The following is a 19,056-nucleotide window of genomic DNA, read 5'->3' on the forward strand; positions in this document are numbered from 1 at the left end:
CAGCACACTGCACGCGGGGAGAAGGCCACAAGGGTCGCGTGATCACGAAGGCCCGATCTGTGGATAAGTTCGCGCCGCGGCGCAGTTATCCACAGATCGGGCGTGGAGAAGAGGCGGTCACTGCCCCGCCAGGCCCGGCGAGCCTATTCGGGCAGCAGGAAGTCCGGCTTATCCAGCTCCTCGATGTTGACGTCCTTGTAGGTGATCACACGCACATAGCGCACAAAACGAGCGGAGCGGTACATGTCCCACACCCAGGCATCGGACATGCGCACCTCGTAGTAGACATCCGGGCCCGAGGTATGCGGGATGAGCTCGACGGCATTGGCCAGGTAGAAGCGGCGCTCAGTCTCCACGACATAGGAAAACTGGCTGACGACGTCGCGGTACTCACGGTAGAGGGACAGCTCAACCTCGGCCTCGTAGTTGTCGAGTTCCTCAGCGCTCACTGGTGTCTCCTTCAGGCTGTTAAGCGGCAGTGCAATGAGCACAACTTTAGCCCGGCAAGCCCGCGCACCCGGTCAGGCGCGCGCGAGAAAAAGTTCATGAGCCTGGGCCACGTTGCGGTAAGTCATGCGGTGCTGTGGAGTGGCCCCGTGCTGCTCGATGGCCGCGGTATGCGCCTTGGTGCCGTAGCCCTTGTGCGCGCCCAAGCCGTAGCCGGGGTAGGCCTCCTCCAACTGCGCCATGATGTGATCCCGGGAGACCTTCGCCAGCACGCTGGCCGCGGCGATGCACCGGGCTGCCCCGTCGCCGCCCACGATGGGCAGCTGCGGGGCAGTGAGGCCGGGGACCCGGAGGGCGTCGCTAAGCACGTAGCGCGGGCGCACCTCCAGGCGGGCCACTGCGCGCCGCATACCGGAGACGTTGGCGTGCTGAATGCCGAGGTGATCGATCTCCTGCGCGCTGATGTGCACCACGGACCAGGCCACAGCCTTGTCTTTGATGAGGGGAAAGAGCCTTTCGCGTGCCACGGGGCTGAGCTTCTTGGAGTCAGTGAGGGTGGCCAGCTCCGGGATGATGCGCTCAGGCAGCACGCAGGCGGCGATGGTAATAGGCCCGCAGCACGCCCCGCGCCCGGCCTCGTCCACACCTGCCACCGGCCCGAGGCCGGCCTTGCTCAACGCGACCTCGTAGGTGCGCTGCTGCTTAAGACGCCGCATGCTGAATGTCCGGGTGCTCGACGGAATGGATGCGGTTCAGCGGCAGAATCACCGCGGCGACCTTGCCGCGCACGTTGTCCACCGGGATGGTTCCCTGCAGGTGATCCCCCAGGTGAGCGCGGGAATCCAGGGAGTTGGTACGGTTATCTCCCAACACCCACAGGCTATCTTCCGGCACGGTCACCGGCCCGAAGTAGGCCCCGCCGCAGGCTTCGGAACCCACGGCCGGGTCCACGGGGATCTCCGGTGGGCTGAGCACGTAGCTCTGATCGATGGGTTCGCCGTTGACCATCACCGCGCTGTCCCCCGCCTCGCAGGACACCGTCTGCCCCTCGGTAGCGATGACGCGCTTGACCAGGATGTTCTCCCCGTTGGGCACAAAGCCCACGGCCGCACCGAGATTCTGTAGGCCGCGCACAAAAACATTCGAGGAGCGCTCCACCTCAAAGGCGGTATTCCAAGAATCCGGGCCGGCGAAGACCACCACGTCCCCCGGGCGCGGGTCATCGACGTAGTAGCTGAGCTTTTGCACCCAGATGCGGTCATTGCTGCAGCCGCTGCAGCCGTGCAGCGTCGGCTCCATGGAGGCCGAAGGGATGAAGTACATCCTGCCCACGAAGGCCTGGATGAGCACCAGGAACACAAAGGCCAAGGCGAAGGTGGGCAGGAAGTCCCGGGCACGGGGCCGCTGCGCCTTCTGCGGCTGCTTAGGACTGGATGTCTGGGTCATCGACCCCACCGATACGGCTGAACGGGTAGAAGACAAACATCACCTTGCCGCGCACGTTCTCCACCGGGATGGTGCCCTGGTACTGGTCCTGCATGTGGTAGCGCGAGTCTGCCGACGCCGTGCGGTTATCACCCATGACCCAAATGTTGCCCTCCGGCACGGTGATGGGGCCAAAGTAGGAGCCGCCGCAGGCGTAGGAGCCAGTGGACTCATCCACCTGGTAGGTAGGCGGATCCATGACGTAGCTTTGGTCGATGGGCTTGCCGTCCACCATCACGGCCGGGTCACCTTCCCGGCAGGACACCGTCTGCCCACCGGTGGCGATGACGCGCTTGACCAGAGTGTTTTCATCTGGCGGGGTCAGAGAAACATAGCTCAGCGCGTCCTGGATCTTGTGCAGCACCGGGTTATCCGAGCGTGGCGACTGGTACATCGTGTTCCAGTCCTCGGTGCCCTTGAACACCACCACATCACCCGGCTCCGGGGACTTATCCCCGTAGTAGGAGACCTTCTCGGTGAAGATGCGGTCATTGGTGCAGCCATCGCAGCCGTGCAGCGTCGGCTCCATGGAGCCGGAGGGAATCACGTACTGGCGCCCCACGAAGTTCTGGAAGAGCCCCACCACGGCCAGAACGCAGGCGACAACGAGGAACGTCTCCAGCAGCCACGGCAGCTGCTTCTTCTCCGCGGCATCCTCCCCCGTGGGGAAGGTACGCTCCCTCTCCCCACGTGGTTGCTCCTCCGCGTTGTGTGCGGTGTGCGCTGGCTGCGATGGGCTCTCGCCTTGAGCCGCGCCGGCGCCTTCTGCGATGTTCTCCTCATTATTCACGCGCTAAATCCTAGCAACCCCGCCGCGTTTTCTGGGTCAGCACACCTAGCCCAGCCAGATCCGGGGTTCCCGTCCCGCTTCATCCCCACTTCTTTGCAGCCCTCCGGCACTGCAGTTCGCGCGCGCCCGCGCGCCGACGGTACGTTTTGACGGGAAAGGCTGCAAAACCCACCGTTTTCCGGGCCTTCCCCGCGAAAACGGCCCCAGGCTCCGCACCACAGCAAACCAGGCTCCGCACCACAGCAAACCAGGCAAAAAGAAAAGGCCCTTCGCCGAAGCGAAGAGCCTTGGTGCCGAGATTAGCGGCGCTCCTTGATGCGAGCCTTCTTACCGTGCAGGTCGCGCAGGTAGTACAGCTTCGCGCGGCGGACGCGGCCACGGCGAGCAACCTTGATGGACTCGATGTTCGGGGAGTGAACCGGGAAGGTACGCTCCACGCCGATACCGAAGGAGACCTTGCGGACGGTGAAGGTCTCGCGGATGCCAGCGCCCTGACGGCGGATGCACACGCCCTTGAAGAGCTGGACACGCTCGTTGGAACCCTCAATAACCTTGACGTTTACCTCGAGGGTATCGCCCGGGCGGAAGGAGGGAATGTCATCGCGCAGCTGAGCTGCGTCGATCTTGTCAATGAGGTTTGCCATTGCAAAAATCCTTTTCAGTTTAAGACAGAGGACCCTAGCGCACCCCGGGACACCCAGGGCACTAACCGGTTCGTGCCTGTTACACAGAACAAATGAATTCTTCCATATGCCCCGCTCCCGCAGCAAATCGCCCGCTGCCGAGCCGCGCAGGCGCTAGCGGCCGAAGCCTGCCTTCTTGAGGGCATCAGCCATGGAGCCACCCGTGGGCGCCCCTCCGCGCTCGCCGCGCGAGGAGTTCCCACGGCCGCCGCGACCTCGACCCTTGCCGCCACCACGGGGGCTCTCGGAGCGCTCGCGACGCCGCTTGGGCGCGGGCTGACCGGGTTCGTCGTCAAGCCTAAGGCTCAGTCCGATGCGCTGACGCTCCACGTCGACCTCCATCACCTTGACCTTGACCACCTGGCCGGAGCGCACCACCTCGTGGGGATCGGAGATGAAGTTGGTGCTCATCGCGGAGACGTGCACCAGCCCGTCCTGGTGCACTCCCACGTCCACGAAGGCGCCGAAGGCCGCCACGTTAGTCACCGTACCCTCCAGGATCATGCCCGGGCGCAGGTCGGAGACCTTGTTCACGCCTTCCTTGAAGGTGGCGGTCTTGAACTCCGGGCGCGGGTCGCGGCCCGGCTTGTCCAGCTCCGCGATGATGTCGGTGACCGTGGGCACGCCGAAGGTGTCATCGGCAAAGTCCGCCGGGTTGAGCGCCCGCAGCACGCGCGTATTGCCAATGAGCTCCGCCACCTGCAGGCCCGTGGACTCCGCGATGCGGCCGACCACCGGGTAGGCCTCCGGGTGCACGGCCGAGGCGTCGAGCGGGTCCGTGCCGCCGGTGATGCGCAGGAAGCCAGCGGACTGCTCGAAGGCCTTCGGCCCCAGCCGCGGAACCTTCTTCAGCTCCTTGCGGGAGGAGAAGGTGCCGTTCTCGTCGCGGTAGGCCACAATGTTGTTCGCAATGGTGGAGTTCACGCCGGCCACGCGCTCCAGCAGCGGCACCGAAGCGGTGTTGAGGTCCACGCCCACGCCGTTGACGGCATCCTCCACCACGCCGTCCAGCGTGCGAGCCAGGGCGGTCTGGTTGACGTCGTGCTGATACTGGCCCACGCCAATGGCCTTGGGGTCGATCTTGACCAGCTCGGCCAGCGGATCCTGCAGGCGGCGCGCAATGGAGACCGCGCCGCGCAGGGAGACGTCCATGTCCGGGAATTCCTCGGCGGCCAGCTCCGAGGCAGAGTAGACGGAGGCACCGGATTCCGAGACCACCACCGGGGTGGGGCGCTGCCCGCCGGCCTGCGCAATGAGGTCCGCGATCTCGTGGGCGAGCTTCTCCGTCTCGCGGGAGGCGGTGCCGTTGCCGATGGCCATGAGATCCACCGAGTGCTTTGCGCACAGCGCCGCAAGGGCCTGTATGGCCTGGGTCCACTGGTTCTGCGGCTGGTGCGGGTAGACAATCGCGGTGTCGAGCACCTTACCGGTGGCATCCACCACCGCGCACTTCACGCCGTTGCGGTAGCCCGGATCCAGGCCAATCGTGGCACGCTGCCCGGCGGGCGCTGCCAGTAGGACGTCGCGCAGGTTGGTGGCAAAGACCTTGAGCGCGCCTTCCTCGGCGGCCTCTTTGAGGCGCATGCGCACGTCCAAGCCCGAGGAGATGTAGAGCTTGGTGCGCCAGCCCCAGCGGACGGCGTCGGCAAGCCAGCGCGACGTATCGACGTCCAGCTCGAAGCGCCGCGCAATCATCCCCTCGTAGGTGGAATCCTCGCCGGCATCGAGGGTGAGCTGCAGCACGCCCTCCTTCTCGCCACGCAGCAGCGCCAGAATGCGGTGCGAGGGCAGGGTGTGAAAGGGCTCGGAGAACTCAAAGTAGTCCTTGAACTTGGCGCCCTCTTGCTCCTTGCCGGGGACCACGCCGGCGCTCATGGTGCCCTCATCGAACATCTTCTCGCGCACCTCGCCCACCAGATCGGCGTCGAGGGCGAAGCGGTCGATGAGGATGGAGCGCGCGCCTTCGAGGGCCTTCTTGGTGTCCTCGAAGCCCTCGGTGGTGAAGGACTCGGCCAGCGTCTCCGGGGCGGCGGCGGGATCCTCGATGAGCTGATCCACCAGCGGCTCCAAGCCTGCCTCGCGGGCGATGTCCGCCTTGGTCTTGCGGCGCTTCTTGTAGGGCAGGTAGAGATCCTCCAGGCGAGCCTTGGTCTCGCAGGCCTGGATGCGGGCGCGAAGTTCGTCCGTGAGCTTGCCCTGCTCCTCGATGGCCTCCAGGATGGTCTCCTTGCGCTCCTCCAGCTCGCGCAGGTAGGTGGCGCGCTCCTCGATGACGCGCAGCTGCGAATCATCCAGACCGCCGGTTGCCTCCTTGCGGTAACGCGCGATGAAGGGGACGGTGTTCCCCTCCGCCAGCAGCTGCAGCGCTGTGGTGATCTGCGATTCCTTGACGCCCAGCTCGGCGGCAATGGTGGCAGCAATGTTCACGTCTTGAGTCCCTCGTGTTCCTGTCGTGGTTTTCTGGACTCAACCAACCTACCGCAGCCCACCCGGCGCTCTGACCGTGGGCTAGCCCTGTGCTCCCGCCGCCGGCTAGTCCTGGGCCCGCCAGGCGGTGGTGCTGCCCAGGCCGAGCTCCGTGTGGCCAATCTCCGTGCTGCCCAGCCAGAGCACGTGCGGCGGGAAGCACTCCGCAACCGCCATGGTGACCTTGTGCAGGGGAAGCTCCGAGGCGGCGTTGACGATGACCCGCCGCACCTTCTCCCCCGCCGGGGCCGTTCCGTGCTTGGCCACGTACTCATCCACCAGGACGCTGCCTGGCTGGCAGCCGCCCACCACCAACTCGGCGTTGATGTCCACGGGCTCCACCCCTCCTGCGCGCAGGCGGGCGGGCAGCTCGGGCAGGGCCTCTTCCCACTCCTGGTCCGTCATAAGCATGGACAGGTCGGTGCTCACGTCCAACACGGTCTACTCCTTCCCTTGCGCTAGCGAGTCGAGGAACTGCCGGTCCTTCTTATCCAGCTCGGCATGCTCCAAGAGCTCCGGGCGGCGCTGCCAGGTGCGCAGCAGGGACTGCTCTCGGCGCCACCTATCCACCAGCGCGTGGTTGCCGGAGGTGAGCACCTCGGGCACCTCGAGGCCGCGCCACTGACGCGGCTTGGTGTAGCTGGGGCCCTCCAGCAGTCCATCGGAAAAGGAATCCTCCTCGTGGGAGCGCTTGTTGCCCAGCACGCCGGGGATAAGCCGCACAATGGCTTCGGCGATCACCAGCACCGCTACTTCCCCACCGATGAGCACGTAGTCACCGATGGAAACCTCGCGCACGCGGTAGCGCTGCGCAGCGTCTTCCACCACGCGCTGGTCGATGCCCTCGTATCGCCCGCACGCAAACACAATGTGTTCCTCCGTGGACCAGGCGCGTGCGTCGGCCTGTGTGAAAGGTCGCCCGGCTGGGGTGGGCACGATCAGCAGCGGCAGGCTCGGGTCCTCCTGCGCCTTGCCGCGGCCCTCCTCCTCATCCATGTACCGGGTCGCGCTCACCCCCTCCACGTCGTCGTGGCGCGGCTTGTTGAGGTGCGGCAGGGAGGATTCCAGTCGCACGCCTGCGGATTCGCCAGCCGCGACGGCGTCTAGGGCCGGGCCCCACACCTCTGGCTTCATCACCATGCCCGGGCCGCCTCCGAAGGGGGAATCGTCGACAGACTTGTGCACATCGGTGGCCCAGGCGCGCAGGTCGTGCACGCCGACCTCCAGAATTCCCTGCTCGATGGCCTTGCCCAGCAGCGCGTGGCGCAGCGGGTCGAGGTACTCGGGGAAAATACTGACGACGTCAAGCCTCATAGCTCCAACAACCCCTCCGGCGGGGTGATGGTCAGCGCGCCCTCGTCCAAGTCCACCTCGGGGACGATGGCCTCCACGAACGGGATAAGCGCCTCCTTGCCGCTGTCCAAGCGAACCTCCAGCAGTGATTGGCTGGGACCGTGGGTGACCCCGGTGACCTCGCCGATCTCCGCGCCCTCGTGGATCACGCGCAGCCCCTCGAGCTCGTGATCGTAGAAGCCGTCGTCCTCGGGATCCTCCAGCGGCGGGGCAAAGAACTGCGTGCCGCGCAGGGAGTCCGCGGCGGTGCGGTCAGAGATCTCCTCAAAAGTAATAAGAAGGCGGCCCTTGTGTGCGCGCACCGCGGCGATGGTCAGCTCGTGCTGCTTGGAGCCCTGCTTGCCCTTGAGTGTTTCTCCTGGCGCGAAACGGATCTCTGGCTCATCGGTGGTGGCCTCAACCGAGACCTCGCCCTTGATGCCGTGGGACTTGATGACACGGCCAATCATTAATTCCATGCCGCATAGCATACTGGCCCGCCGCGCCGCCGCCCAAGACAGCGCAGTGTCGACGCCCATCTGCCTTTCCGGGACCCCGTGTGCCCTAGGAATGCGCCTCGGGAAGTCTCCTCTGGGAAGAGCCCGGTACGTTTTGACGAGAAGTGAATTTTGGGAACGTTTGCACAAAGCGATATTTGCAAAAACGTACCGCGAGCGCAGTGGGAAGACCCAGGGGCGGGAGGAAGCGCCAATTGAACACCTAGTGAAAACGGGAAAGTTCGATTTAGGCCGAAAAGATGTATATGTCTTCGCCACCAGGGCACCGAAAGCCGAGGCCGGTTGCCGCAAGCCCAGAAGAATCCAGAACCCGAATCCCGCAAGGCAGCCAAAGCATAGAAAAATGCCCCGCTCCCAGAACGGGACGCGGGGCATCAAGCGCTTTAAAAAACGCAGCTGAATTACTCAGCGGACTCCTCGGAAGCCTCGTCAGTGGACTCCTCAGCAGCGGCCTCGGCGGCGGCGGCCTCCTCGGCCTTCTTGGCGGCCTCGACCTCGGCGGCGCGCGCGGCGATCACGGGGGCCAGCTGCTTTTTGACCATGGACACGTAGGCGTCCTCAAGCGTGGACGACGCGGACTTCGCCGGGATCTTCATGTCCTCCAGGTGGCTCATGAGCTCCTTGGACGTCATACCGAAATCCTTGGCCAGGGTGGAAATACGAACTTTCGCCATATCCTTCACCTACCTCTCACGCACGACGTGCGTCTCTTCAATCAAACGGATGCGAACGTGCGGTGCGGACTAGATGAGGTCCTCGGCGTTCTCAATGGCATCGGACATGCCCGCGTCCAGGCCGGCCGGATCGTGCACGCCGCAGAAGCGGGAGCCCGGGCGGGCCTGGTTGCGGCAGGGCACGCCGTCGGCGTCCACGTAGGCGCAGCGATCGGACTCGAAGTCCTCCTCGGCGTCGAGCAGGTCCTCGACCGGCTCGGGCGCGAGCGGGACGTTCTTCAGGATGTCGGCCGCGAGCGTCTCGCTCTTGATGTCGATGTGCCAGCCGGTGAGGCGGGCGGCCAGGCGGGCGTTCTGGCCCTCCTTGCCGATGGCGAGCGAGAGCTGGTCGTCGGGCACGATGACGCCGGCGTAGTTCTTCTCCTCGTCGATGAGCACGCGCGTCACCTTGGCCGGGGACAGCGCGTTGGCCACGTAGCGAGACGGGTCCTCGTCCCACAGGATGACGTCCACGCGCTCACCGCGCAGCTCGCCCACGACGGCGCGCACGCGGCTACCCTTGGGGCCCACGCAGGCGCCCACCGGATCCAGGCGGTCGTCCAGGGAGCGGACGGCGACCTTGGAGCGCTGGCCGGGCTCGCGGGCGATGGACTTGACCTCGACGTTGCCCTCGTAGATCTCCGGCACCTCCTGCTCGAACAGGCGCTTGAGCAGGGCGGGGTGCGTACGGGAGATGACGATGGGCGGGCGGGAGTGCTCGCCGCGCACGGGGGGCAGCGTGGAGTTGGGGTCGCGCACATCGATGATCACGGCCTTGAGGCGCTGGTTGTGCAGGTAGCGCTCGCCGGTCGGGCGCTCGTTGCGCTCGTTATCGTAGCGGCGCTGGTCGAAGTGGGGCAGCTCGGCCTCGACGCCCTCGCGGATCTTCACGATGGTGAAGTCGGGCGTGGACTGCAGGACGGTGCCGTTGATGAGGTCGCCCACGCGGCCGGAGAACTCCTCGTAGATCTGCTCGCGGGCGGCGTTGCGCACGATGGCGTTGATCTCGGCCTTGGCGTGCTGCGCGGCGATGCGGCTCGTGTTCTTAGGGGTGACGTCGATCTCCTCGAACTCGGTGAAGTTGCCCTCCTCGTCCATGGAGTCATCGATGGGGATGAGCTTGTACACGTAGATCTTGCCGGAGGCGCGATCGATCGTGACCTTGGCGCCCCAGTCGAGCTTCAGCAGCTCGGCGTAGCTTTTGGCCAGCGACTGCTCGAGGCGGTCGATGAGGTAGAGCTGGTCGATGTGCTTCTCCTGGCACAGGGCCATGAGCGCTTCCATCATGGTCATATCGGCGTCTGCCATGAGTTACTTCCCTTCCTGAGCCGTGCGCTTGAAGTTGTACACCGGGCGCAGCGTGCATTTCTTAACGTCGTCAAAGGAGATGGTGCAGGGCTCCTCGCCCTCGCAGGCGATGGTCACGGCCGTATCCGTGGCCTCGGCGATCGTGCCCTTGAAGGAGCGGCGGCCCTCCACCGCGCAGGTGGTGAGCTCGACCTCGCTACCGCAGAAGCGCGCGAAGTCCGACGGGCGGCGCAGCGGGCGCTTCATGCCGGGGCTCGAGACCTCCAGCGTGTAGGGGCCGGCGATGGGATCGAGCGCCTCCACGCAATCGGACACCCAGCGCGTTTGGCCGGCGACCTCGTCGAGCGTGATGGCGTCGCCCTCGAGCTTGTCCAGGCGCACCCGCACGCACGGGGCCTTCGTGGCGCCCACGACCTCGACGTCCACGACGTCGATCCCGGGCGCGGCGCTGGCCTCGAGCGCATCGATGATGCTCTGCTCGAGCTGGCTCTTGACCATGCAACACCTCCTCATACAAGAAAGGAAGCGCGGGCAAACCCGCACTCCCTTTACATTACAGCTTCAATTGCGCATGCACTATACCACAATGCCTGCATACGGGGCAATTTTGCACGCGCCGGCATGCGGCGTGCAGGGGAAATCCATCACAATATCCGCACAAGTGGTGCTTCCCGTAAGGGGGCGCTCGTATCGTCCGGCGCTCGGGCAGTCCTGCTCGCACGAAGGCGCCACAGGCGCCTTCGGCTCGTGCGGAACTCGCGGCGGACGATACGGGCGCCCTCCGAGGCCGCAGCCTACTTGAGGGTGCGGGGCCGCAGGGTTTGAGTTGCAACGGCACCTTCGGCTCGTGCGGGAGGCCGAGGTACCGAAGGCAGCCGGGGCCCTGGGGGGGTGAGGGCCCCGGCTCGGGATGGGTCAGCGCGTTGCGGCGGCGAGCTTGGCCTGGGCGGCGGCCAGGCGGGCCAGCGGCACGCGGTACGGCGAGCAGGACACGTAGTCCACGCCGGCCACATTGAAGAACTGCACGATGGACGCCGGGTCGCCGCCGTGCTCGCCGCAGACGCCGAAGTGCATCTCGGGCCTCACGGCGCGACCCTTATCGACCGCCATCTTCACCAGCTCGAGCACGGCGGTGTCCACCGTCTCGAACGGGTTGTGCGGCAGGATGTGCCGATGCAGGTACAGCGGGATGAACTTGGCCTCGGCGTCGTCGCGCGAGAAGCCGAAGGTGGTCTGCGTGAGGTCGTTGGTGCCGAAGCAAAAGAAGTCCGCATGGCGCGCGATCTCGTCGGCCACCAGGCACGCGCGCGGCAGCTCGACCATCGTGCCGACCGGGATGTCGAGCGAAACGCCGTGCGCGGCCGCGACCTCGGCGATGACCTGCTCGATGACCTTGCGCGTCTCCACGTGCTCGGCGGTCACCGACACAAGCGGCACCATGATCTCCGGGCGCGGGTCGAGCCCCTCGCCCACCAGACGCGCGGCCGCCTCGGCGATGGCACGCACCTGCATGAGCGGCAGGTCGCCGTAGACGATGGACAGGCGCACGCCGCGCAGGCCGAGCATCGGGTTGCTCTCGGCCATGCCCTCGACGCGGCGCAGGCGCTCGCGCAGCTCAGCCAGACACTCGGCCGGCTCGCCGACGGCCTCGCGGCGCGCCAGCTCGACGGCCAGCTCGCGCGGGTCGTCCAAAAACTCGTGCAGCGGCGGGTCGATCAGGCGGATCACCATCGCGCGGCCATCCATCGTGCGCATCATCTGCACGAAGTCCTCGGTTTGGACGCGCAGCAGGTCGTCCAGGGCACGCGCGCGCTCGGCGGCGTTCTCGGACAGGATGAACGTCTGGATAATGTCCTTGCGCTCGCCCAAGAACATGTGCTCGGTGCGGGTCAGGCCGATGGCCTCGGCGCCGAAATCGAGCGCCAGGGCGGCGTCCGGCGGGTTGTCGGCGTTGACGCGCACGTGGTAGGCGCGGCCGCGCGCCTCGTCCAGGCGGATGTCGTCGGCCCAGGACAGAATCGTCTCCAAATCGCCGGTGAGCTCGGCGCGCACGAGCGGGACCGCGCCGGCCACCACGATGCCCTGCGAGCCGTCGATGGAGATGACGTCGCCCTCGTGCAGCACGACGTCGCTGCCGGCCACGCGCACCTCCTTGGCGGCGGCGTCGATGGAGAACGCCTCGATGCCGCAGACGCAGGGCGTGCCCATGCCGCGCGCGATCACGGCCGCATGGCTCGTCTTGCCGCCGTGGCTCGTGAGGATGCCCTGCGCGGCCACCATGCCCTTAAGGTCATCGGGGTTCGTCTCCCAGCGCACGAGGATGACGAGGTGCCCGGCCTCGGCGCGCGCCACGGCGTCGTCGGAGGAGAACACGACCTCGCCCACCGCGGCGCCGGGACTCGCGTTCAGGCCGCGCGCCAGCACCTCGACCGGGTGCGCGGCGTCGAACTGCGGGTGCAGCAGCTGATCGAGCTGGGCCGGGTCAATGCGCCGCACGGCCTCGTCGCGGTCGATGAGCCCCTCCTCGACCATCTCGATGGCGATCCGCAGCGCGGCGGCGGCGGTGCGCTTGCCCACGCGCGTCTGCAGCATCCACAGGCGACCCTGCTCGATGGTGAACTCGATGTCGCACATGTCGCGGAAGCGGTTCTCGAGGATGCCGAAGATGCGCTCGAGCTCGGACGCCGCCTCGCCCAGCCCCGGCACCTGCGCCATCTCGCAGATGGGACGCGTGTTGCGGATGCCCGCCACCACGTCCTCGCCCTGCGCATTCACCAAGAAGTCGCCATAGCGCACGTTGGCGCCGCAGGCGGGGTCGCGCGTGAAGGCGACGCCGGTGGCCGACGTCTCGCCCTTGTTGCCGAACACCATGGCCTGGACGTTCACGGCGGTGCCGAGGTCCTCGGAGATGCCGTGGCGCGCGCGGTAGATGCAGGCGCGCTCGTTCATCCAGCTACCGAACACCGCCTGGATGGCCAGGCGCAGCTGCAGGCGCGCATCGGACGGGAACACGATGCGTCCGTCGACCATGAGCTCGGGGTGCTCATCGGCCGGCACCTCGCGGGCGAAGATCTCCTTGAACTCGCCGACCAGCTCTTCCAGGGCGGCCGCGGACAACTCGGCATCGGTGCGCACGCCGGCGATCAGGCGCTTGGACGTCAGGGCGTTCTCGAACAGGTCGGCATCCACGCCCATGACCACGTTGGAGAACATCTGGATGAAGCGGCGGTAGGAGTCCCAGGCGAAGCGCGCGTCGCCGGTCTGGGCGATGAGCCCCTGGACGGAGGCGTCGTTGAGACCGAGGTTCAACACGGTGTCCATCATGCCGGGCATGGAGAACGGCGCGCCGGAGCGCACCGACACGAGCAGCGGATCGGCCGCATCGCCCAGGCGCCGCCCCAGGCGCTCCTCAAGGTCGCAGGTGGCGCGCTCGATCTGGTCCAACACACCCGCAGGCCAGGTGTCGCCCGCGGCCGTGTAGGCGCAGCAGGTCTGGCAGGTGATGGTGTAGCCGGGCGGCACGGGCAGCCCAAGGCGGCTCATCTCGGCAAGGTTGGCGCCCTTGCCGCCCAGGATGTACTTCATCGAGGCGTCGCCCTCGGTCACGTCCACACCCGCGGCGTCGACGCCGAACCGGTACACGCTCATCTCGTCGCTCACGATACAAACCCCCTCGCTTGTGCCCGCACACGGCGGGCGTTTGCCATGGCCGGGAGCACGGCGCCCCGGTTGCCGACAACTCTACGGCCTCGCACTGGTATCCGGATGTAGATACCAAGAAGGGGCGCGAGCGGTTGTTTTTTGTCGATGAACGGCGCGAGTTGTGGTTATCTCTTAAAGATATCACCGCAGGTACCATATGGTAAAACGCTTAACTATCCAGAGCGTTTTGCAGCGCGGCGCGAGCGCGCGCAACCTCCTCGAGCCGGGCCGTGATCTCAGCGGCGGACTCCTCGATGGCCTTGCCGTCGGTGCGGACCGTGAAGCAGCCGAGGCGGCGCATCAGCGCGCGGGCCTCCCCCATCTCGCGGTCGATGCACGACGGGTCGGCGTAGCTGCCCGCGTGCGCGCGGGACAGCTCATCGCCCAGGCGCTGATCGCGGATGGCGGCGATGACATCGGTGGTGGAGATCAGGCCGAACACGCGCGCCGGATCGACGTCGGCCAGCGACGCCGGGGGCTCCATGCCGTGGGCAAGGGGGATGTTGGCCACGCGGTAGCCCTGGTAAGCCAAATACATCGACAGCGGCGTCTTGCCCGTGCGCGACACCCCGATGAGCACGATCTCGGCGCCGGACAGATCGTCGGCACCGCGGCCATCGTCGTGCTCGACAAAGTACTCCATCGCCTCGATACGGCGGAAATAGCGCTCGTCGGTGCGATGGATCGTGCCCGGGATGCCGTGGGGCGCCTCGCCGGTGATGGCGGCGATGGCGTCGAGGGTGGGCCCCAGTAAATCGACCGCCGGCACGCCTTTTCGCGCAAGCAGGTCGCGCACCCGCGCGCGCAACTCCGGGGAGGCGATCGTGAAGAGCACCGCCATGCGCTCCCCCGCCGCCATGCGCGGCTCTAGATGGCGCTCGACCTGCGCGACGTCGCTGACCTTGGGCAGACGGACCACCTCGACCGCACCTTCGCAGAACTGGCCCGCCGCGGCCTGCGCGACCTCGCATGCCGTCGTGCCGAGCGAATCGGAGATGACGTGCACGCACGCCCGGGTCGCCTGGGGCCGTTGGTCCTCGCGTGCAGCCGTCGCCTGATCGTGTCGCATGATGCACCTCGTTTCCGCGCGCCGCGCGGGCGCGCATCCGCCCATGCCACCATTGTACGGCACGCCGCAAAAAAGGGCGCCCGCGTACACGGGCGCCCCATATGGCGATCTCCCGGCGCCCGGCGACACCGCGCGCATCGAAGAGGGATATGCGCTACTTGCGCGACAGCTTGCTGATGTCGGCCACGTTGGCGAAGCAGGCGGCAAAGCGGTTGAGCAGGCGCAGGCGGTTGGCGCGCAGCCGCTCGTCCTCGTCCATGACCATGACCTCATCAAAGAAGCGGTCGATCGGCGCTCGCAGGCCCGCCAGCGCGGCGATCACGGCCCGATACTCCTTGGCCTCCATGGCCTGGCCGATCGTCGCCTCGGCGGCGTCGGTGGCGGCCAGAAGCTCGCGCTCGGCCTCGCCCAGAAGCACGGGCTCGACCTCGCAACCCAGGTCGGCGTCGGCCAGATGGGCGGCGCGGGCATAGGCGGTGCCCAGGTTCTCCATGGCGTCGGCATCGTTGGCGCAGACCTCGGCGAGCGCCGCGCACAGGGCCGCGAAATCGGCCGGGGCCGTCACGGAGCCGGCGGCCACCGCGGCCACGACCTCGGCCGGCGTGCCGGCATCGCGCTGAAGCTGCTCCATGCGCCCCTTGATGAACGCGCACACGGATGCGGCGACCTCGGCCCTGTCGAACTCGAGCCCCTGCTCGGCATACGCATCGAGCGCGGCGGCGACCACGGGCTCGAAGGCGCAGCCCAAACGGTCGCGCAGGATGTTCACCACGCCGATGGCGGCACGGCGCAGCGCGAAGGGGTCCTTGGAGCCGGTCGGCGGCTCGCCGATGGCGAACATGCCGGCGATGGTGTCGATCTTGTCGGCAGCGGCCACGATGCAGCCGGCCGTGCCCTCGGGCAGCGCGTCGCCCGCGAAGCGCGGACGGTAGTGGTCGCGGATGGCGGCGGCGACCTCGGGGGCCTCGCCGGCCGCGGCGGCATAGTAGCCGCCCATCACGCCCTGCTGGCTCGTGAACTCCACGACGGCGGAGGACACGAGGTCGGCCTTGGCGAGGTGCGCGGCGCGCTGGGCGTCGCTCGCGGCCTCGGCGCCGATGCGGGCCTCGCGCGCGATGGCGAGCGCCACGTCCTCCATGCGCTCGGACTTCTGCAGCACCGATCCGAGCTTCTTCTGGAAGCCCACGCGCGCCAGGCGGGAGCGGAACTCCTCGAGCGGGACCTTCAAGTCCTCATCGTAGAAGAACTTGGCGTCGTACAGGCGGGCGCGCACCACGCGCTCGTTGCCGTCGACGACCGTCTCGCTCACGGCCGGATCGGCGTTGGACACCACCACGAAGGCGCGCGTGAGCTTGCCGTCCGCGTCGTAGATCGGGAAATAGCGCTGGTTGGAGAGCATCGACTCGCAGATGATCTCGGAGGGCACGGCGAGGAACTCCTCGTCGAAGTGGCCCACGAGCACCGTCGGCCACTCGCAGAGGTTCACGACCTCGTCGAACACCTTGGCGGGCGTGTCCACGCGCACGCCGAGCTCGGACTCGATGCGCGCGATGCCCTCGCGGATGACCTGCTCGCGGCGCTCGGCGGAGCGCACGTGCGCGCGCTCGAGCACCTGCTCGTAGGCAGCGGCGCTCGCGACCTCGTGCTCGCCGGGGGCAAGCACGCGATGGCCGCGGGTGGTACAGCCGCTCGCGACGTCGGCATAGCGGACCTCGACGACCTCATCGCCGAACAGGCAGCAGATCCAGCGGATGGGACGGACGAACGTCGCGCGCTCGGCGCCCCAGCGCTGGCTGCGGTAGTTGGGCCACTCGATCTGCCCGATGATGCCCTCGGCCATGCGGGAGAGCATGGGCACGGCGGACTCGGACGGGATGTTGCGCTCGGCGAACACGTACTCGGTGCCGTCGGCGTCCTCGCGGCGGATGAGCTCGGAGGCGGCAAGGCCGTTTTTGCGGGCGAAGCCCTCGGCGGCCTTGGTGGGGTTGCCTTCGGCGTCGAAGGCGATCTTGGCGGAAGGACCGCGCAGGACGGAGTGGATCTCCTCGGTGGCCTCGGCCACGTCGCTCACGAGCGCGGCCAGGCGGCGCGGCGAGGAGATGATGCGGACGTCCCCATGGGACAGCCCGGCCTCGTCAAGCCCCGTGGCGACCAGGGACGCGAGCTGCTTGACGGCATTGTTGAGCGGCGCGGAGGGCATCTCCTCGACGCCGATCTCGAACAGGAAATCACGCGTGGACGCCATTTACGCCACCTCCCCCTTCTGGGCAACTTCGGCCAGGTACGACTCGCAGCACGCCTTCGCGACCGTGCGCACGCGCAGGATGTAGGCCGCGCGCTCCGTGGCCGACAGCGCGCCGCGGGCGTCCAGCACGTTGAACGCATGGCTGCACTTCATGACGCAATCATAGGCGGGCAGCGGAAGCCTCGCCTCCAGGCAGGCGTGGCACTCGCGCTCGTAGTCGTCGAACTTCTCGCGCATGAGGTCCACGTTGGCGACCTCGAAGTTGTAGGTCGAGAACTCGCGCTCGTTTTCCAGGAACACCTCGCCATAGGTCATGGGGGTGCCGTCCGGGCCGTAGCTCCACACCAGGTCGTACACGGAGTCCACGCCCTGCACGTACATGGCCAGGCGCTCCAGGCCGTAGGTGATCTCCACGGGCACCGGGTTCACCTCGATACCGCCCACCTGCTGGAAGTAGGTGAACTGCGTGACCTCCATGCCGTTAAGCCAGACCTCCCAGCCCAGGCCCCAGGCGCCGAGCGTCGGGCTCTCCCAGTCGTCCTCCACGAAGCGCACGTCGTGCTCGGCCGGGTCGAGGCCGATAGCCTTCAGCGAATCAAGGTAGAGCTCCTGCGAGTTGACGGGGCTCGGCTTGATGAGGACCTGGAACTGGTAGTAGTGCTGCAGGCGGTTGGGGTTCTCGCCGTAGCGGCCGTCGGCGGGACGGCGGCACGGCTGCGCGTAGCAGGCCGCCCAGCTCTTGGGGCCGAGCGAGCGCAGCGTGGTGGCCGTGTGGAACGTGCCGGCGCCCACCTCGGAGTCGTAGGGCTGCATGATGGTGCACCCCTTGGAACCCCAGTACTGCTGGAGCTTCAAGATGATGTCTTGGAAGGTAAGCGCTTGGGCGTCCATGCCTCTCCATCCTTCGCGAAACGAATGTACGGTTGACTATGATAACAGGCCGATGCGGCTCAGGGGCCAATAGCGCGCGATGGCGATGCCGATGAGGTTGTCGCACGGCACGGCGCCGAAGTAGCGGGAGTCGGCGGAGTTCTCGCGGTTGTCCCCCATCACCCATACGTGCCCCTCCGGGACGGTGTAGGGGAAGCTCACCGCCGCGCCGGGCGCCTGCATGTCCAGCGGATAGCTGCGGCCCGCCGTGTAGGGCTCGTCCAGGCGCACGTCGTCCACGTACACGGCGCCGCCGCGCAGATCGACGGTCTGCCCCGCGGTGGCGATCACGCGCTTGACCAGGATGTCGTGACCGGAGCTGCCGTCGGGGTTGTCGAACACCACGATGTCGCCCGCCTCGGCCTCGCCGCCGAACCGCAGCGTCAGCTTCTCGGCGAACAGGTTGTCGCCGATCTGGATGGTCGGCTCCATGGAGCCGGTGGGCACCGTGTAGGGCGTCACCACGAACGCACGGATGAACAGGAAGAACGCGAGCGCGATGACGAATACGAGCACCCACTCCACGAGATTGCGCACGGCGGCGCTGGCAGTCTTGCCCACGGACATCACCCGATCCCTTCCGTGTCGGCGCGCGGGGTCCCATGGAAGCGCGCGATGAGCTCCTCGGCGTGAGCGCGCTCGGCCTCGGTCAGCCGGGCGCTCGCGATAAGGTCGGGCCGCCAGCGGCACGTGCGCTCGACGGCGTTCGCGCGGCGCCACGCGTCCACGCGGGCGTGATCTCCGGAGAGCAGGACCTCCGGCACGCCTCGGCCCTCGAACTCGGCCGGACGCGTGTACTGCGCATATTCGAGCAGGCCGCCGTCATCGGCGGTGGAGAAGCTCTCGTCCACGCTGCCCATCTCGTTGCCGAGCGCCCCGGGCAGCAGGCGCACCACGGCGTCCGCGACCACGAGCGCGGGCAGCTCGCCACCGGTGAGCACGTAGTCGCCGATGGAGAGGCGCTCGTCGGCCAGGTCGTAGGCGCGCTCGTCCATGCCCTCGTAGCGGCCGCACACGAACAGGATGCGCTCGCAGGCGGCAAGGCGCTGAGCCACGTGCTGCGTGAACGGCTCGCCGCACGGCGTGAAGAACACCACGCGCGGGCGCACCTCGCCGCGAGAGGCGATGTCGCAGATCGCCTCATGCAGAGGCTCGACCTTCATGAGCATGCCGGCGCCGCCGCCAAAAGGGGCATCGTCAACCGTGCGATGGCGGTCGTGCGTCCAGTCGCGCAGGTCATGGCAGCGAACATCGAAGATGCCCTTCGCGCGGGCGCGGCCCATGATGGACGTGGACATATAGGGTTCGAACAACTCGGGGAACACCGAGAGCGTTTCAAGCAGCACGCGGGCCTCCTTGGCAGCTACA

The 19,056-nt window shown here is 67.2% G+C and carries 18 protein-coding genes; all 18 read right to left on the reverse strand.

Annotated features, from left to right (window positions below; translation table 11 throughout):
* Positions 1 to 143: 143 nt before the first annotated feature.
* Positions 144 to 449, reverse strand: a complete 306-nt coding sequence (locus Q4E25_RS07695; RefSeq protein WP_061923219.1) for a DUF2469 domain-containing protein — start codon at positions 447 to 449, stop codon at positions 144 to 146.
* 72 nt (positions 450 to 521) lie between these two features.
* Complete coding sequence (locus tag Q4E25_RS07700) at positions 522 to 1,163, reverse strand: ribonuclease HII (protein WP_303156082.1); 642 nt, start codon at positions 1,161 to 1,163, stop codon at positions 522 to 524.
* Complete coding sequence (gene lepB, locus Q4E25_RS07705) at positions 1,150 to 1,893, reverse strand: signal peptidase I (RefSeq protein ID WP_303156085.1); 744 nt, start codon at positions 1,891 to 1,893, stop codon at positions 1,150 to 1,152. The genes Q4E25_RS07700 and lepB (Q4E25_RS07705) overlap by 14 nt, the downstream gene beginning before the upstream one ends.
* Positions 1,871 to 2,566, reverse strand: a complete 696-nt coding sequence (gene lepB / locus Q4E25_RS07710) for a signal peptidase I (RefSeq protein ID WP_303156151.1) — start codon at positions 2,564 to 2,566, stop codon at positions 1,871 to 1,873. The genes lepB (Q4E25_RS07705) and lepB (Q4E25_RS07710) overlap by 23 nt, the downstream gene beginning before the upstream one ends.
* Before the next feature lie 455 nt (positions 2,567 to 3,021).
* Complete coding sequence (gene rplS, locus Q4E25_RS07715; protein ID WP_303156087.1) at positions 3,022 to 3,366, reverse strand: 50S ribosomal protein L19; 345 nt, start codon at positions 3,364 to 3,366, stop codon at positions 3,022 to 3,024.
* A gap of 153 nt (positions 3,367 to 3,519) precedes the next feature.
* Positions 3,520 to 5,832 (reverse strand): Tex family protein, encoded by a 2,313-nt coding sequence (locus Q4E25_RS07720; protein ID WP_303156088.1) that lies wholly within the window; start codon positions 5,830 to 5,832, stop codon positions 3,520 to 3,522.
* A 105-nt stretch (positions 5,833 to 5,937) separates the two neighbouring features.
* Complete coding sequence (locus tag Q4E25_RS07725; protein ID WP_303156091.1) at positions 5,938 to 6,309, reverse strand: hypothetical protein; 372 nt, start codon at positions 6,307 to 6,309, stop codon at positions 5,938 to 5,940.
* 3 nt (positions 6,310 to 6,312) lie between these two features.
* Positions 6,313 to 7,185: a tRNA (guanosine(37)-N1)-methyltransferase TrmD gene (trmD, locus tag Q4E25_RS07730; RefSeq protein ID WP_303156093.1), complete on the reverse strand. Its 873-nt coding sequence runs from the start codon at positions 7,183 to 7,185 to the stop codon at positions 6,313 to 6,315.
* The gene (gene rimM, locus Q4E25_RS07735) at positions 7,182 to 7,682 is read right to left on the reverse strand and encodes a ribosome maturation factor RimM (RefSeq protein ID WP_303156094.1); all 501 of its coding nucleotides are present in this window, start codon (positions 7,680 to 7,682) and stop codon (positions 7,182 to 7,184) included. Before rimM ends, trmD (Q4E25_RS07730) begins: the two co-directional genes overlap by 4 nt.
* Positions 7,683 to 8,122: 440 nt before the next feature.
* Positions 8,123 to 8,395, reverse strand: coding sequence for a translation initiation factor IF-2 N-terminal domain-containing protein (locus Q4E25_RS07740; RefSeq protein ID WP_303156097.1), 273 nt, complete (start codon positions 8,393 to 8,395; stop codon positions 8,123 to 8,125).
* 69 nt (positions 8,396 to 8,464) lie between these two features.
* Positions 8,465 to 9,742: a transcription termination factor NusA gene (gene nusA / locus Q4E25_RS07745; RefSeq protein ID WP_303156099.1), complete on the reverse strand. Its 1,278-nt coding sequence runs from the start codon at positions 9,740 to 9,742 to the stop codon at positions 8,465 to 8,467.
* 3 nt (positions 9,743 to 9,745) lie between these two features.
* On the reverse strand, positions 9,746 to 10,240 hold the full coding sequence (gene rimP / locus Q4E25_RS07750; RefSeq protein ID WP_303156102.1) for a ribosome maturation factor RimP: 495 nt from the start codon (positions 10,238 to 10,240) through the stop codon (positions 9,746 to 9,748).
* A gap of 417 nt (positions 10,241 to 10,657) precedes the next feature.
* On the reverse strand, positions 10,658 to 13,402 hold the full coding sequence (ppdK, locus tag Q4E25_RS07755) for a pyruvate, phosphate dikinase (RefSeq protein WP_303156105.1): 2,745 nt from the start codon (positions 13,400 to 13,402) through the stop codon (positions 10,658 to 10,660).
* Between the two features lie 211 nt (positions 13,403 to 13,613).
* Positions 13,614 to 14,513, reverse strand: a complete 900-nt coding sequence (locus Q4E25_RS07760; RefSeq protein ID WP_303156107.1) for a pyruvate, water dikinase regulatory protein — start codon at positions 14,511 to 14,513, stop codon at positions 13,614 to 13,616.
* A gap of 154 nt (positions 14,514 to 14,667) precedes the next feature.
* Positions 14,668 to 16,758 carry a glycine--tRNA ligase subunit beta gene (gene glyS / locus Q4E25_RS07765; RefSeq protein WP_303156110.1) on the reverse strand — a complete coding sequence of 697 codons (2,091 nt, stop codon included), beginning with the start codon at positions 16,756 to 16,758 and terminating at the stop codon, positions 14,668 to 14,670.
* Complete coding sequence (locus Q4E25_RS07770; protein ID WP_303156113.1) at positions 16,759 to 17,649, reverse strand: glycine--tRNA ligase subunit alpha; 891 nt, start codon at positions 17,647 to 17,649, stop codon at positions 16,759 to 16,761.
* A gap of 36 nt (positions 17,650 to 17,685) precedes the next feature.
* The gene (lepB, locus tag Q4E25_RS07775; RefSeq protein WP_303156115.1) at positions 17,686 to 18,255 is read right to left on the reverse strand and encodes a signal peptidase I; all 570 of its coding nucleotides are present in this window, start codon (positions 18,253 to 18,255) and stop codon (positions 17,686 to 17,688) included.
* The gene (gene trmD / locus Q4E25_RS07780) at positions 18,255 to 19,034 is read right to left on the reverse strand and encodes a tRNA (guanosine(37)-N1)-methyltransferase TrmD (RefSeq protein WP_303156118.1); all 780 of its coding nucleotides are present in this window, start codon (positions 19,032 to 19,034) and stop codon (positions 18,255 to 18,257) included. The genes lepB (Q4E25_RS07775) and trmD (Q4E25_RS07780) overlap by 1 nt, the downstream gene beginning before the upstream one ends.
* Between the last annotated feature and the right edge of the window lie 22 nt (positions 19,035 to 19,056).

The organism is Corynebacterium sp., from assembly GCF_030532325.1.
Lineage (GTDB): Bacteria > Actinomycetota > Actinomycetes > Mycobacteriales > Mycobacteriaceae > Corynebacterium.

Excerpts from the sequence above, each read along its gene's own strand:
- Q4E25_RS07700 (WP_303156082.1), bottom strand. The coding sequence starts at position 1,163 with ATGCGGCGTCTTAAGCAGCAGCGCACCTACGAGGTCGCGTTGAGCAAG.
- lepB (WP_303156085.1), bottom strand. The coding sequence starts at position 1,893 with ATGACCCAGACATCCAGTCCTAAGCAGCCGCAGAAGGCGCAGCGGCCC.
- rplS (WP_303156087.1), bottom strand. The coding sequence starts at position 3,366 with ATGGCAAACCTCATTGACAAGATCGACGCAGCTCAGCTGCGCGATGAC.
- trmD (WP_303156093.1), bottom strand. The coding sequence starts at position 7,185 with ATGAGGCTTGACGTCGTCAGTATTTTCCCCGAGTACCTCGACCCGCTG.
- rimM (WP_303156094.1), bottom strand. The coding sequence starts at position 7,682 with ATGGAATTAATGATTGGCCGTGTCATCAAGTCCCACGGCATCAAGGGC.
- Q4E25_RS07740 (WP_303156097.1), bottom strand. The coding sequence starts at position 8,395 with ATGGCGAAAGTTCGTATTTCCACCCTGGCCAAGGATTTCGGTATGACG.
- nusA (WP_303156099.1), bottom strand. The coding sequence starts at position 9,742 with ATGGCAGACGCCGATATGACCATGATGGAAGCGCTCATGGCCCTGTGC.
- rimP (WP_303156102.1), bottom strand. The coding sequence starts at position 10,240 with ATGGTCAAGAGCCAGCTCGAGCAGAGCATCATCGATGCGCTCGAGGCC.
- Q4E25_RS07760 (WP_303156107.1), bottom strand. The coding sequence starts at position 14,513 with ATGCGACACGATCAGGCGACGGCTGCACGCGAGGACCAACGGCCCCAG.
- glyS (WP_303156110.1), bottom strand. The coding sequence starts at position 16,758 with ATGGCGTCCACGCGTGATTTCCTGTTCGAGATCGGCGTCGAGGAGATG.
- Q4E25_RS07770 (WP_303156113.1), bottom strand. The coding sequence starts at position 17,649 with ATGGACGCCCAAGCGCTTACCTTCCAAGACATCATCTTGAAGCTCCAG.
- lepB (WP_303156115.1), bottom strand. The coding sequence starts at position 18,255 with ATGTCCGTGGGCAAGACTGCCAGCGCCGCCGTGCGCAATCTCGTGGAG.